This window comes from Stenotrophomonas sp. SMYL11 (genome assembly GCF_036320005.1).
Taxonomy (GTDB): domain Bacteria; phylum Pseudomonadota; class Gammaproteobacteria; order Xanthomonadales; family Xanthomonadaceae; genus Stenotrophomonas; species Stenotrophomonas maltophilia_A.
Genome location: NZ_JAWIRS010000012.1, coordinates 45981 through 60239, shown reverse-complemented (window position 1 = coordinate 60239; position 14259 = coordinate 45981). Strand labels below are relative to the sequence as shown.

11 protein-coding genes are annotated in these 14259 nt (G+C 64.1%); all 11 read right to left on the bottom strand.

Features of this window, described 5'->3' with window-relative positions; genetic code table 11:
- Positions 1-513: 513 nt before the first annotated feature.
- On the bottom strand, positions 514-1914 hold the full coding sequence (locus tag V3B46_RS16165; RefSeq protein ID WP_329892336.1) for a sigma-54-dependent transcriptional regulator: 1401 nt from the start codon (positions 1912-1914) through the stop codon (positions 514-516).
- A gap of 59 nt (positions 1915-1973) precedes the next feature.
- A complete protein-coding gene (locus V3B46_RS16160; protein WP_329892335.1) occupies positions 1974-4412 on the bottom strand; it encodes an ADOP family duplicated permease in 2439 nt (812 codons plus the stop codon).
- Positions 4409-5155: an ABC transporter ATP-binding protein gene (locus V3B46_RS16155; RefSeq protein ID WP_329892371.1), complete on the bottom strand. Its 747-nt coding sequence runs from the start codon at positions 5153-5155 to the stop codon at positions 4409-4411. Before V3B46_RS16155 ends, V3B46_RS16160 begins: the two co-directional genes overlap by 4 nt.
- 24 nt (positions 5156-5179) lie before the next feature.
- Positions 5180-6382 (bottom strand): efflux RND transporter periplasmic adaptor subunit, encoded by a 1203-nt coding sequence (locus tag V3B46_RS16150; RefSeq protein WP_329892334.1) that lies wholly within the window; start codon positions 6380-6382, stop codon positions 5180-5182.
- Between the two features lie 111 nt (positions 6383-6493).
- Entirely contained in the window at positions 6494-7639 is a 1146-nt protein-coding gene (locus tag V3B46_RS16145) for a cupin-like domain-containing protein (protein WP_329892333.1), read from the bottom strand.
- Positions 7636-8550, bottom strand: a complete 915-nt coding sequence (locus V3B46_RS16140; RefSeq protein ID WP_329892332.1) for an arginase family protein — start codon at positions 8548-8550, stop codon at positions 7636-7638. Before V3B46_RS16140 ends, V3B46_RS16145 begins: the two co-directional genes overlap by 4 nt.
- Positions 8540-9766: an arginase family protein gene (locus V3B46_RS16135; protein WP_329892331.1), complete on the bottom strand. Its 1227-nt coding sequence runs from the start codon at positions 9764-9766 to the stop codon at positions 8540-8542. Before V3B46_RS16135 ends, V3B46_RS16140 begins: the two co-directional genes overlap by 11 nt.
- A 3-nt stretch (positions 9767-9769) precedes the next feature.
- Positions 9770-10828 carry a cupin-like domain-containing protein gene (locus tag V3B46_RS16130; RefSeq protein WP_329892330.1) on the bottom strand — a complete coding sequence of 353 codons (1059 nt, stop codon included), beginning with the start codon at positions 10826-10828 and terminating at the stop codon, positions 9770-9772.
- Positions 10825-11721, bottom strand: a complete 897-nt coding sequence (locus V3B46_RS16125) for an arginase family protein (RefSeq protein WP_329892329.1) — start codon at positions 11719-11721, stop codon at positions 10825-10827. Before V3B46_RS16125 ends, V3B46_RS16130 begins: the two co-directional genes overlap by 4 nt.
- Positions 11718-12770, bottom strand: coding sequence for an arginase family protein (locus tag V3B46_RS16120; RefSeq protein WP_329892328.1), 1053 nt, complete (start codon positions 12768-12770; stop codon positions 11718-11720). The genes V3B46_RS16125 and V3B46_RS16120 overlap by 4 nt, the downstream gene beginning before the upstream one ends.
- 61 nt (positions 12771-12831) lie before the next feature.
- Positions 12832-14130, bottom strand: coding sequence for a hypothetical protein (locus V3B46_RS16115; protein ID WP_329892327.1), 1299 nt, complete (start codon positions 14128-14130; stop codon positions 12832-12834).
- Positions 14131-14259 lie beyond the last annotated feature (129 nt).

The window sequence follows — 14259 nt, the reverse complement described above, 5'->3', positions numbered from 1 at the left end:
TGCTGCATGGAGCCGGCGTCGGCCTGCAGGTGCGCCGCCAGACCGAGCGATTGCGCCGTCCTGCCCAGCAGGCGCTCCGCTCGCTGCTGCATCACGTACGCACCTGCAGGGTTGACCAGCTGAAGTGTCCCGTCTCCATCGAACACGAATACCGCAGTATCCAGCTCGGCGAGCGTCTTGCGCAGTAATCGGGTGCCTTGCTGGGCTTCACGCTGCAGGCGCTGCAGACGTTCGGCCAATGCATTGGCTGCCTCCACCGCCTGTGCCATGTCAACGGATCCGGCGGGAACCACTGCGCGCACAGCGTAATCACCGCGGTGCAGGGCGTGCAGCAGATTGGCGACCGTTCGCAGTCTGCCAGGATGCCGGCCAAGCGCTTGCCAGGCCAGCAAGGTCAGTGCGACGACGATGACGAAGAGGGTGACAGACTCGCGCCAACCAGGTGCTCCGGCGCACAGAACCACCGCCAGTGCGGCCAATGCAGGCAGAGCGATCCACACGAACCGGCGATGCTCACCCGGCCAGATCATCACCGCCCCTCAGGCCATGCTTTTCCAGGCGCCGGTAGAGGCTCTGGCGCGTGATGCCCAGCTGTTCCGCCGCGCTCTGCAGGTTGCCGCCACTGGTCTGCAATGCCTGCCTCAACAGAAGCAGCTCAGCGCTTTCCAGCGTAATGCCTCCCAGGGCGCCGCTCGCCAGAGGGGGTGGAGCGGACTGCGCAGGCGTCAGACGTAGATCCTCCACCTCCACCCGCGGGCCCCTGGCCAGCAGAGCAACCCGCTCCATGGCGTGTTCAAGCTCGCGCACGTTGCCCGGCCATGTGTGTTCGCGCAACGCCCGCTCGGCCGCGGCCGAGAACGGCAACGCCGGCGTGTTGTAGCGCCGGCACGAGTGTTCCAGAGACTTGCGCGCCAGCGGCAGGATGTCCTCGCTGCGTTCACGGAGCGCAGGGATATGGATCTCGATGGTATTGAGGCGATACAGCAGATCCCGCCGGAACCGGCCTTCATCCACCAGGTCGCGCAACGACGCATTTGTGGCCGAGACCAGCCGCACATCCACCCGCCGTGTCAGCGAAGTGCCCAGCTTTTCGAACTGGCCATCTTCAATGGCACGCAACAGCTTGGGCTGCTGCTCCAGAGGCAGATTGCCGATCTCGTCCAGGAACAGGGTTCCCCCATCAGCCATTTCGAAGCGCCCGACACGGTCCTTGCGTGCATCGGTGAAAGCGCCTCGAACGTGCCCGAACATCTCCGACTCGAACAACGTTGGCGCCAGCCCACCCACGTCCACGCGCACGAAGGGTGCCTTCGCGCGCCGCGACGCGCCATGCAGCCTGCTCGCAAGCAGTGTCTTGCCGGTGCCGTTCTCGCCCAGCAACAGAATGCTTGCGTCGCTGCCGGCCACCGCGTGCAGCTCGTCCAGAACCCGCCGCATGGACGCGGACTCCGCGATCACGCCTGCATCGTCCGGTAGCCGCAGGTCGTCGATGGCCGCGCCGACGTTGCCGCGCACGCGTGCCGCGGCGATCACGGCCTCCAGCACCGCAAGCACGCGCGCGTTCTGCCATGGCTTCTCGATGAAGTCGGTTGCGCCACTGCGCATCGCCTCCACAGCCATCTGGATGTTGGCCCACGCCGTCATCGCTATGAGCGGCAACGTCGGCCGCAGCCGTACCATCTCCGCGATCAGTGTCAGCCCTTCACCACCCGACGTGGTATCCCGGCTGTAGTTCATGTCGACAAGCGCCGCCTGGAAGGACATTTCCTGCAGGCGCGCGAGTGCGGATGCCGGAGAGTCCGCTCCCACCGAGGTGTAGCCGGAGACCTTGAGCAGCAGCTGCAGTGCCTCACGGACATCACGATCGTCGTCAACGATCAGCACCGGCGCATGGGCGGAAGGCGAATCAACCATTGCAGCACTTTAAGCCAAGGTCCCCTGACTCTCCAGAGCCAGGGGACCGACGTTGTGTACTAGTCGTTGCGCAATGCCTGCATCGGCTGAACCGCCGCAGCGCGCAGTGCCGGTGCCACACTGGCCAGCAGCGCCGCTGTGGCGAGTGCCAGCAGCACCAGCAGGATGGCTACCGGGTCCGTGGCACCCACACCGTACAGATGCTTCTGAAGCATGCCCGATACGGCCATCGCCAACGCGAGCCCGATCGCCATGCCCAGCAGCACCTGCCTGCCGGATTCGCCGAGAATCTGCGTCACCAGCCGCCTGCGGGTTGCACCCAGCGCGGATCGCACGCCGAATTCATGGCTGCGACCCGCCACGGCCACGGCCATTACGGCGTACAGGCCCACCGATGCGAGCAAGAGTGCCAACGCGGCGAACACGCCAATGATCACCAGGTTAAGCCGCTGGGCGGCGGTTGCACTGGCCACCACGGCCTGCATCGGCTGCACGTTGGCGATGGGCTGCTGCGGTGCGACTTCCGCAAGCGCAGTGCGCAGCGCCCCCTCGGCCTGGCCCAGATCGTTGGAGCGCATCCGTACGGCGTAGCTGAGTGGACCAAACTCGCGCAGTAGTGCCCAGATGTCCGCCGGCATCTGTGCCAATGGCGCATACACCGTAGCCGGCGCGGGCTTATCCGGGCCGAACTGGCGCACATCGCCCACCACACCGACAACCCGCATCCGGATGTCCTGGCCTCCCTCCATCGGCATGGTGACGATCTGGCCCAACGGATCTCCACCAAGGTGACGCGAGGCGAACGTGGCGCTGACCAGGCAGACCGGCTCGGAACCCGCGCGGTCGGATTCTTCGAAACCGCGCCCGGTCAGCAGTGGCACATTGAACACATTCAGGAAATCCGGACTGGCCAGGCGGTACTGGCTGTCAACGGTGGCACCACTGGGCAACTGCATGCTGTAGTTCAACTGCGACCCTGCGGGCAGGTTCGTGGACGCGCCGATGGCGGACACGCCCGGCACGCGTCCCAGGCGCTGAAGAATACGCTCGGTCTGCGCGACCGCTGCATCCACTTCGCTGTAGCGGTTCTTGATCAACGCCAAGGTAAAGGTCGTGACCTGGGTGGACTGGAAACCAAGCGGCACCGCTTCGAGCTTCTGCAGGCTGCGGGCGAACAGCGCCGCTCCCGTCAGCAGCACGACGGCCACCGCGACCTGTGCGACTACCAATGCCCTGCTCGTGCGGGTAGCACTCTTGCCCCAGCCCGTGCGTCCACCGCTTGCGAGCTCACGCGACCAGTTCACCCGCCTCGCCCTAAATACGCCCAGCAAGGCGGCCAGCACTGCGGTGAGCACGCCGGCCAGCAACGCAACCACGATGGCCGTCGCGGTGAGGGCTACCGGCTGCCCCCGCATCCATTCGGCTGGGACCAGCCGCCCGAACGCCTGCAGCCCCGCCCACGCCATGGCGAGGCCGGCAGCGCTTCCGAGCAATCCGACCAATGCCCCTTCGGCCACCGGCGGCAGTCCCAGCCGCATCGACGATGCTCCCAATGCAGTACGCACCGCGCTATCGTGGGTTCTGGACAGCGCGCGCAGCAGCATGAGGCTGGCAAGGTTGATCCCTGCAATGGCCAGCACGCAGAGGCCAGCACCCAGGAACATCCACAAAGCCTCGCCGCTTCGGTGTGCGAACACGCTGCCTTCCAGCGGCAAAGCGGTGGGCGGATTGCGCTGCAGGTAGGCACGCTGCTTCTCGCTTGCCCCGGCCCCCTCATTCATCATGGCGTTGAGCACCGTACTGGCCTGCGCCGCAGCGGTATCGACAGGGACCCCTGGCTTCAGCCGGGCAACGATGAGCTGATTGGTCGACAGGTCCCGGGTTGCGGAGTCCAGTTGCATGTTCTGGATGATGTCGAACGTGTCAGGCCACTGGAAGTGCTCCGACAGCACACCCACGATGGGCACCGCCAGACCTTCCACAAGCAGTGGTTTGCCTACCACCGCTGAATCCGCTCCGAGATGCGACTTCCAGAATGCATGACTGACGATCACGCCCTGGGGCCCACCGGGCGTGTTCTCCGCATCGTTGAAATTGCGGCCCACCGCCATCGGCAGCGCCAACGCGTCCAGGAAACCTCTGTCAGCCTGCAGCGCACGGGCAACTTCAGCGTCACCATGGAAGGCGACGTTGGCATTGTTGGTCCAGCCCATGATCATGCCTGCCGATTGCACACCGGGCATCTGTCGAACATGGTTGAGGTATCGTGGCGCGGCGACGGTCTGTCCCGGCTCGCTTTCGATGCCAATGGTCACCAACCGCTCGGGCTGCGGGAAGGGCAACGGGCGCAGCAACGCCTGGTCGATGAGCGAAAACACCGTTGTCACTGTCGCCACGCCGAGGGCCAGCGTCAGGGTAGCCAGCAGCACAAAGCCGGGCTTGCGGACCAACGCACGCCAGGCCTGTAGCACGTCGTCAAGCAGTGCGGCGACGTTCACGCTGGCACTCCTGCCACAGCGGCCAGCGACGCCGAACGCGGATCACGCAGATCCACCGCAGCATCCTCATCCAGGATTCGGCCATCGAGCATGTGGATGAGGCGGCCGGCGCGCTGCGCGAACGCCACATCATGCGTCACCATGCACAACGTCGCACCGTCCCTGTTCAACTGTTCCAGCAGCTGCATCACCGATTCACCGTTGCGGCTGTCGAGATTGCCCGAGGGCTCATCTGCGAACAGAATGCGTGGCCTGCCTGCCAGCGCGCGTGCGACCGCGACACGTTGTTGCTGGCCGCCGGAAAGCTGTCCCGGATAGTGCCGTGTTCGATGGCTCATCTCCACCTGCTCCAGCACCTCGCGCACGCGCTGACGGGCCTCTGCTTTGTCGTACCCGTCGCGATAGGTGAGCGGCAGTGCCACGTTCTCTTCCACGGTCAAGTCTGCGATCAGATTGAACGCCTGGAAAATGAAGCCGATCTTCTGGTTGCGCACCCGGGCCCGTTCGCTCTGCCCCAGCCCTGCGACGTCCACCCCGTCCAGGACATAGCGTCCACCGTCGGGCTTGTCCAGCAACCCAAGCACGGACAGCAGCGTGCTCTTTCCGCAGCCGGACGGTCCCGTGATCGCGACGAACTCGCCTGCGGAAATCCCCATGGATATGTCCGACAGGGCGTGGGTCTCCATGTCATCGGTGTGGAACACCCGTGACACGCCTTCAAGCTGCAGCAGCATTGCATCCATCGTGATCACCCTTCTCTCCTGTCTTCACCGCAGCCTGAGGCTGTCATGGTCGCTCCATTGGCTTGCATCAGACAGCACCGCCTGGTCACCCGGCGCCAGCCCCTGCACCACCTCTACCCGGTCACTGGACACTGCGCCGAAGCGCACCGGCGTGCGCAGGGCGGTGCTCTCACCCGCACGTATCACAAACAGCGTCGACTCCGCTCCTGGCACGGCCGAGGCCGGCCTGCCAATATTGACCACGTTGGACAGCGTGCCCAGAAGGATCCGGCCGTCTACGGAGAGATCCGGCCGTGCACCGGCGGGCATCGCGCCATCCATCGCAACGTCCACTGTCACCGTAGCGTTGCGCACAGCCGGGTCGATACGGATGACGTGGCCCTTGGCAAGTCCATTGCGTGTATCGACGGTAGCCGGCAAACCAAGCCGCAGGTCTTTGGCCAGCAACTCGGCCACCTGCAGGCGCGCGATGAGTTCATCCGGTCGCGCTACCCGTGCGAGTTTGGCACCGAGTTCCACTTGTTGACCCGGCTCAACGTCAACCTGCTGCAGGATGCCATCAATACCCGCGCGAACCTCCAGCGAGGCCAGTTGCTGGCTCACCAGGTTGAGCTCGCTCGCCAGTTCGTCACGCCGCGCCTGCGCCGCCCGCAGCTGTGCCTGCATGTTGCTCTTGAAGGACTCAACGCGTTGCGCTTCAAGGCTTGCGCGTGCGCCGGTCTGCTGCTCGGTGATTTCACTCTGGCGGAACTCGATGTTGGAGATCACTCCCGCGTCGAGCGCGCGCTTGTTCGCACGCAGCTTGATGTCCGCGATACGCCACTCCGAGTCGGCCTGCACATGTGCCGCACGCTGATCGAGCAACTGCGAGGCCAGCGAGGTCCTTGCCGCCGCCACCTCCGCATCGGCCCCGTTCAAGGCAGCCTGCGCACGCTGCAGCTTGGACGCCAGCTCTGGATTGGCCAGCCGCAGGATGATCGTATCTGCCTTCACCATGGCACCTGGGTCCACCAGCGTCTCCTGCACGGAGGCCGGCGCGCCTGCGGTGATCCAACGGATCTGCCTTGGCACCAGGATGCCATTGGCGCGGATCTCGCGGCGCATTTCGCCCTTCACCGCTGTATCAATCCACAGGGACGTGCGCTCAACGGCGGGCGACGCCTTGCCCATCATCGCGGTGGCCGACCCGACGCCCAACAGCAAAAGCGCCGCGGCACCGGTCCACACCACCTTCTTCCGCCGCCACCAGGCGGTACTGGTACTCTTTATTCTGTCCATGGCAAAGGAGTAAGCACACATCGTGCCAAGCGCGCGAAGGGCTGGCGCTGATGGATATCTCTATCCCCACGACCTTTTCGGACAGCATTCGATGCCCGAATTCGTACTGCGGCGTCCGGAATCGGACACTCTCGCATCGACGGCAGGACCGACAGGTTCGACGGGGATACCCGCCAGATAGCGTTGACGCGCCTGCCGGTGCACCGCATCCAATCCCGGTTCGGCCAACGAGGCGCGTAGCACGGCCTGCATGGCACGGCGGCCGACAATGACCGGATCGCATTCGACCAGCGCTTCGGGGTCCAGCCCCAGTTTCGCAGCAACTGCCGGTTGCCGCGCAACGCGCTCGCCAAAGACGCGGGCCCAGTCCTTTGAAGCGGCGTAGCGGTCGATGTTGGTCGCATCAACAACGTCGAAACTGACCGAGATGGAAGGCTCGATGGTGGTGACGTGATGGGCCCACTGGGTGCCAATGAACAACGTCATGCCGGGGGTGATGTCGCCCGTCCAGCGCACGGCCTGCCGGTAGGTCGGATGGTCGACCGGGTCGGGTGACAGCGGATCCATGAACCCCACCTTTGGGTTTCTCACGTGCGGCAGATCGTGCGGTGCGTACAGGATGGCGCGCTTGCGTCCTGTCAGTTGGGAAACCAGTGCGATGGTCCCGTTGTTGTCTGTGTGTAGTGGAGTCAGCGATCCGGGCAGACTGACCAGCAGCCAGAGGTGGTTGAAGAGCGAATAGTAATAGGGCAACGAGGCATTCAAAGGCTGCATCGGCTCGGGTACGAGCGGTGCCAGCAGGTCGAACAGGGGATCTGTGGCGGCATGGACCAAGCGCAGCGTGCCACAGTAGAGCGGCAATCCCTGCGCCTCGAACGACGCGTGGTCGCCCTCGAGCCAGCAATCACGATAGATCTCTTCCACGCGTTCTGGATGCTCGATGTAGTCCAGGTATTGTTCGAAGGTGGTTTCCACGCTGACCAGGGACGCTCTGGTGTTGGTGACGAAATTGGGTGCCTTGGCAAATGCTGCCAGTGCGCCGAACTTTGCCCGCAAGTGGTCCAGGCATTGCCACTCACCAAAGGCCGGCCAGCGTTCGATGTAGCCCGTCACGATGCACGGTTGGCGATGCAACGCTTCTGGGTCGCGGGTCATCATGGCCTTGAACTCGCGTTCATCCATTACCGGTATGGCCCGCTCTTTCATGTGCCCGCCTCCGTTTCAAACACGTCGATACGCTGCGCTGTGCGAGGGCTGGGCTGCTGCGGCAGTGCGCGCACCACGCTGTCCAGGACAGTGGCTGCTGCCATCGCGGTGCTGCCGTTGATGTCCAACAGTGGGTTGACCTCGGTCAGGTCCAGGCCTGCAAGCGGGCGGCAACGCGCGATCGCCGCCGCCAGCCTGCACACCGTGCCAACATCCAATCCGCCCGGTACTGGATGACCCGTGCCAGGAGCAAGCTGGGGATCCAGCACGTCGATGTCCACCGACAGATAGACCGGTTCGGCCGCGGGAAGCAGATCGATCAGCGCTTCCGCCTGCAGCGTTCGCGCCTGCCTGGCAGGAACAACCTGCAGCGCGGCCACCTGGTGGCGCTCGTCGTGGTAGGTGATGCCACGGTGGCCGACCTGCACGATGCGACCCACACCGGGCAGGGATGCGCAGCGTCGCAGTACCTGCTTATGGTTGTGCGTCGCCCCGCCCTGCCATGCACAGCAGTCCGTATGGGCATCGAACCAGACGATGTTGACGCGATGTCGGCGCGCGATGGCGCCTATCGCCGAGTAGGAGATCGAATGGTCCCCGCCCAGCATCAGCGGCAAGCCACCTGCCTCGATCACTGCTCCTACGATCATTTCGATACGCTGGATCGCATCAGACCAATCCATCTCGTCCAGTCGCCGCACGTCGCCCAGGTCGAGTGCCTGCAAGGCAGGCGCGGCCAGCGCCAGAGACGCTGCACGGATAGCGGCAGGGCCCAGACGCGCGCCTGAACCCCCGCCGTTGCCTATATCGCTTGGAACCCCGAGCGCTACAATACGCGGATCGATGGTACCGGCATCGCGGGACCATCCGAAAAGGCCGGGGTTTGCGGCCTCCAACAGGTCATGCATCATGCTGTTCAACTCCCTGTGCAGCCCGGCGATGCGCGGCATCCATCGCCAGCACCAGGAGGTGGAGTGCTGTGGGTGCCACGACATTCCATCCAGGGCGCATCGGCGTCATACCGGTGATGTCGATGCTCACGATGCGGCATTGGGCGCCGATACACGCGATGAAGTCGACAACTTCCTGATAGCGCAACCGCTCGTCGGCAAGCGGTTCACCGGGAGCGTCCAACGCGTCCAGATTCAGACCCAGGTGGACCGGCTTGCCTGCCAGCCACTCATGCAGTGTCTGGTCGTAGTTGCCTGCACGCAGCACGGACGCATCCATGTATCGATGATCGGGATGCTTCCATGGACCCGGCCCACCCGTAGCCGCAACCTGCAGCGTGCCAGCGACACCGTCAAGGGAAATCGCCCTGGCGAGCAACGTGGCGGCTGAAACAACCCCATCCTGCGCAGGCCCGCGCTGTGCAGGCCCGCCGATCCTCAGCAGGCAGACGGGTTCCTGCGACGCATATCGGGTCAGCACCGGCCAGCACGCCGTGCTGTCACCGCCAACCACGATGGGCAGTGCATCGCCGAATCCGGCCAATACCTGCGCCATCCGTCGGAAAACCGCATGCTGGCTTTCGCCGGGATCGACGAACACGTCTCCGGCATCAGCCAGACATACGCCGCGCAGCAGCGGCCGCAGTTCATCTGCGTCGTACCAGCCGTGTCCGCCGCCGGTGCGTCGATTGATCGTGTGCAACAGATGCAATGAAAGCTCACGCAACGCCATCGGTGCAGCCCGACCACCCGCGCATCGTGGGTCTGCATGGTCACTCGGCACACCGATGACCACCATCTTCACGCGCGTCATGTCCGGCTTGAATGCCGGGGAATCGAACATTCGTTGGGGCGGATCGGTGACACATCGTTCGCGCCCGGCCTGCTCCATCCCGGCATCATGCAGAAAGCCCTTGCGCGCCAGGTTCAGCAGCGCCTCTGCCAGCTTTTCCGCCTGGGAATGCCCAGTCACAACGGTGTCTACGCGCTGCGGTTGCTCGAAACGCATCAGCAGCGCATACAGCGCCTTGGGTATCCGCACCCGCGCACCATCGTGAGACAGGAACAGGGTCGCGTCCCGCTCACTCAGGGCCTCCAGCTGCAGGAAACGCGAAAGCCGAAGCGGTTGGTGGATTCCCAGCGTAGTGTCGGCACTGTGCTTGCCTGTCTGCACCATCGTTCAGGCCTCTTCCAGAGTACGTCGCAGTTGTTCACGCACGGCAGCGCCTGCATGGGCCGGGTTGGCTCGCAGAGCTGCATGCAGTGTGGCTTGCATGAATGCGCGGCCGATGGGCGCCTCTATGCCAGCATCCAGTGCGGCATGCAGGCGTGAATCGTCGCTCCGCGTGCGGATCATGTCGGCGTTCTTTTTCGCGAAGTGACCGAGCTCATGCTGCCAGTCAAACGATCGCGCGTAGGCATCCAGGTTTGTCGCGTTGACGATGTCGAAGCTGACCGTGATCGAGTCCTCTTCGGTGATGACATGGTGGGCCCAGTTGGCGCCCCAGATGAGCAGTTCGCCTGGCTCGAGCGTGGCCACCCATGGCTGTGCCAGATGCCATTGGGGGAACTGCTGTTCGTCCGGCGCAAGCGGATCCATGTACCCCACACCGGAGGTATGGAAGTACGCCTTGTCGGACGGCGCGTAGAGTACGGCTCGCTTGCGCCCCCTCAACTGGGCCAGGTAGGCGATAACGGCATTGTTGTCCTGATGCAGCGGCGTCAGGGCGCCTGCGCGGCTGACATACAGCCACACATGATTCCCGGACTGGTAGTAGTAGGGGATCTGGTCATTCAGGCATTCCATGCCGCCCGGGACGAGCGGCTGGATCTGCTCGAGCACCGGCTCTGCCGCATGGCGGACAAGGCGCAGGTTGCCGCAGTACAGCGGCAGCTGCATGTGCCGCAGTTCCTCCAGACTGCCTTTTCGCCACGGCTCTGGGAACAGCTCTGCAATCCGTTCAGGCTGCTGTACATAGTCCAGATAGGTGCCATAGCTGGTCTGTACCTGGCACATGCGCTGATCCCGGTGCGTAGTGAACTGGGGCGCCCCCGCTGTTACCGGCAGCGCGCCGAACAGTGTTTTCAGCTGGTCGATTTCCAACCAGCTGCGCGCCGCTGACCACTGCTCCACGAACCCGCGCACCACGCAGGGATGCGCCGACAGCACGTCCGGGTCCTCCTTCAGCAGCGCTGAGTACTCGGCAACTTCGTACGACGGAATCTGCATCGCCTTCATCTTGCTCCGCTCCCTTTCAGTTCGTCACTGATCGCCCGATCCCGTGGCCACATGCCGGCAATGCGCTCCAGCAGATGACAGGCCAGGTCAGTGCTTCTTCCATTGATATCCAGTCGGGGGTTCAGTTCCATGAGGTCCACGCCAACCAGCCGTCCGGTCTCCACCAAGGCCAACGCGATCTCCAGCACCTGGCCAGGCGGCAGCCCATCGGGCACCGGGGCGCTGGTTCCAGGAATCCACTGTGGATCAATGACGTCGATGTCCAGCGACAGGTAGATCGGCATGTCTGCCGGTATCGACTCCAGCAGTGCGCCGACCGGTTGGCTACGCGCCTGTTGGGTCGTCATCACCTTTGCGCGGGGACCCAACTGGCGTTCATCGCCTACAGTGATGCCACGATAGCCAATCTGGATGACACGCGAGACGCCGGGCAGCGTGAGGACACGGCGCAGCACCTGGCGGTGGTTGTGGCTGCTGCCGGCCTGCCACGGGCTGAAGTCCGTATGCGCATCCAGCCAGACCACGCAAAGCGGGGCATGCCGCTGCAGAGCCTCGATGGACGCGAAGCTGAGTGAGTGGTCACCTCCGAGCAGCAACGGGATATGGCTGCTATCGACGATCCGGCCGATGGCATCGCCAAGACGCTGCATGTAGCGTTCGGGGTGTTCGCAGGGCACTCGCGGAAGATCGCCAAGATCCCATCCCGCGCCAGTCAGCGTGGTGCATCGATGGGATGCGGTGCGAAGCGCGCTTGGGGCGTCGGCGGCACCCCGCCTGACAGCATTGCCTGCATCGGATGGTGCCCCCAGCACGCACAATCTGCTTGCGGCATCGGACGCGGGGGGAAACGACCAGCCAAAAAGGCCTGCCGCATCATCGCGGATGTCGTTCATGGGCGCTCCGTATCCAGAGCGGCATCCATCGCATGCAGCAGAAGGTCACAGGCGGCGGCGCTGGTAACGTCCGACGCGGCCCCGCCAGCCGCCCACCCGGAGAGGTGTATGGCCACGATCCTGCACGTCCGACCGATTTCAGCAATCACCTGCCGCGCCACATCCATGCGCAACTCACGCGTCGAGGCAGGGCCTGATACGTAGCAGTCGTGCAGTGCGGCAGCATCAATGCTCAGCAGTATCGTCGTGGCCCCCTGAAGCCGTGTGCCCACCGCCTCGGGCTCACCGTTGGCATTAAGCACATCGAAATGAAGCCAGCCGGGCGCGTGCGGCCCATGCGTTGCGTTGTCCGTCTCGCTCTCTCCTGCGCCAATCCTTGCTGCCGCGGTGTGCTGATTCCGCGCGCACCATCTCCGGACCGCCTCTGCACCTGCCTGATCGCCCCCCAACACCACCGGTACTGCACCGCGTGCGCATACCTCATCAAGCACTGAGATGACTGCAACCTCGGCATCCACGGCAGCGGCGGCATGATCGACCGGGACGTCTCCTGCATCGGCCATGCTCGCGCCGCGTAGGATCCAGCCGCCGGTGGCGCAGTCAAACCACCCCACCGGCTGCGCGCTGTGGACATCCAGTCTGTAGGGGTAATCCAAGGATTTCTGCCGTACGTGGATGGGTGCCAAGCGGCATTCCCTGTCGCCCGCCATGTCGTACGGTGCGCCCACCACGACAAAATCGTACTTCGTCTTCTCGCTCCAGGCTGCCGCGTTACAGAACCGGTAGGCCACGTTCAGTCGCCGGCGGGGCAGCGAAGGCGGGGCCGCATCCGCGTCCTGCAACAGCCCCCGAGCCAGCAACGCATCGAGCGCACCGCGTAATCGGCGGTCGCATGTTTCACCCAGCACGGCGCTAGCCGTTCCTGCGGCTGCAAATCTCCGGACCAGTTGATAGAGCGGCGTAGTGACTTTGGTGCGCCTGCTGGTATCCATATCCAGCAGAATCACGTGCTGGGCAGTGCTCTGCTCGATCACCAGTGCGCTGTTCATGACATATCGCAGCTCCGGTGGTGCTGCGTGGGTTGCCGACCCTGCCACCGCGACGCCGCGCTCAAACATCTGCGGCTGCCCTTGGGCTGCGCATCGAGACGATTCTGCTTGCGGTCCGGATGCCGCTGCGGGACAAATTCCAGATCGTCACCGTGGCCGCCGTAAGAATCAGTGCCCGCCATAGAAGCTCGAACGCGCTTCCCAGCAACGCCATTAGATCCGCGCCGGACTGCATCTGGACCCAGAACGCGCGTAGCATGCCGGGGTACTCCACCGCCACGCTCATCACTGCAAATGTGAAGATGGCATACATGATGTACGCCAGGAACACCGTCCCCAAGATCGTATAGATCACCAGCGCTACGGTCGCCCGTGGACTCAGCGTGGGTCGGGAGGCCGGCGGCGGTGCTCCAACCAAGCGGTGCGCCGCTACCTGAAGCAGCAGGTTCTGTTGCTGACGCAGGTTTACCACACCGAACAGATCGCTTATCAGCCAGTACCCATCCATGCGCAGGAAGGGATTGAAGGTGTTGGCGATGGAAAGATCGATGAAGATGAATGCGAACAGAAAGATGGGGTTACCCGTTGCCAGGTGCAGCCCGAGCATCAGTAGAAGGAACATCGACTCGAAATGCACGCCTCCTATGTCGACGATGGCACGCTGGCGACGCGGAAGCTTCCAGGCTTCAGACACGTTGGTCCACAGCACGGTGTAAACCATGTAGATGCCCCAGCCAATGGTCATGCGACGGCATCCGAAATGCGCTGCTGCACTGGCATGGCCGAATTCGTGGCAGATGGTTCCCAAGGTAGAGAGCAGCATCAGCAGCAGGATCGAACCACCGTCCAGGCTGTTGAAGTTGACATGCTGCCCATGCACCAGCACCCCGTAGACGTAAACATGGCTGGCGATAAATGCAAGCAGGCCGGCAATCAGCATCGGTCGATGGAACAGGAACCCGAGAACACGCGCAATCGGATCAACGATCGCTGGGGGAATGACCGGCAGTTTGACGAAGAGAAACGAACGGCGGGGCTGTGCCGGCGCGCCGGCCAACATGGGGTCCTGGCCCTGCTCGACCAGCATTCCGCGCGGGCGCAGGGATGTCTCTATCAGCCGCTGCAGCCAGGCTGTTTCGAATGCCTCCCCATGTATCGCGCGGAATGACGCGATGGCTTCATCGCGGGTACGTTCACCATCAAACTGGCGTAGCAGCTCAACGTAGATGGCAGGCACTGCCAGACGGACCGGTTCCCCACCAGCCGGGATGACGCACAGCATCATCGGCTTTCCCGAGTCCGAATCGAACTCGGTCACTTCCATGTCGGGATTCATGAACATCCGGGCCGCGTCTTCCATCCCTTCCACACTCCGCGTGATACGTACCAGGAGCAAGGCCGTGGGGGGGGGGGGGGGGCGCGCCCCCCCCCCCCCCCCCCCGGCCCCCCCGGCCGAGGCGGGCGGGGGGGGGGACCCCCGGCCATGCGG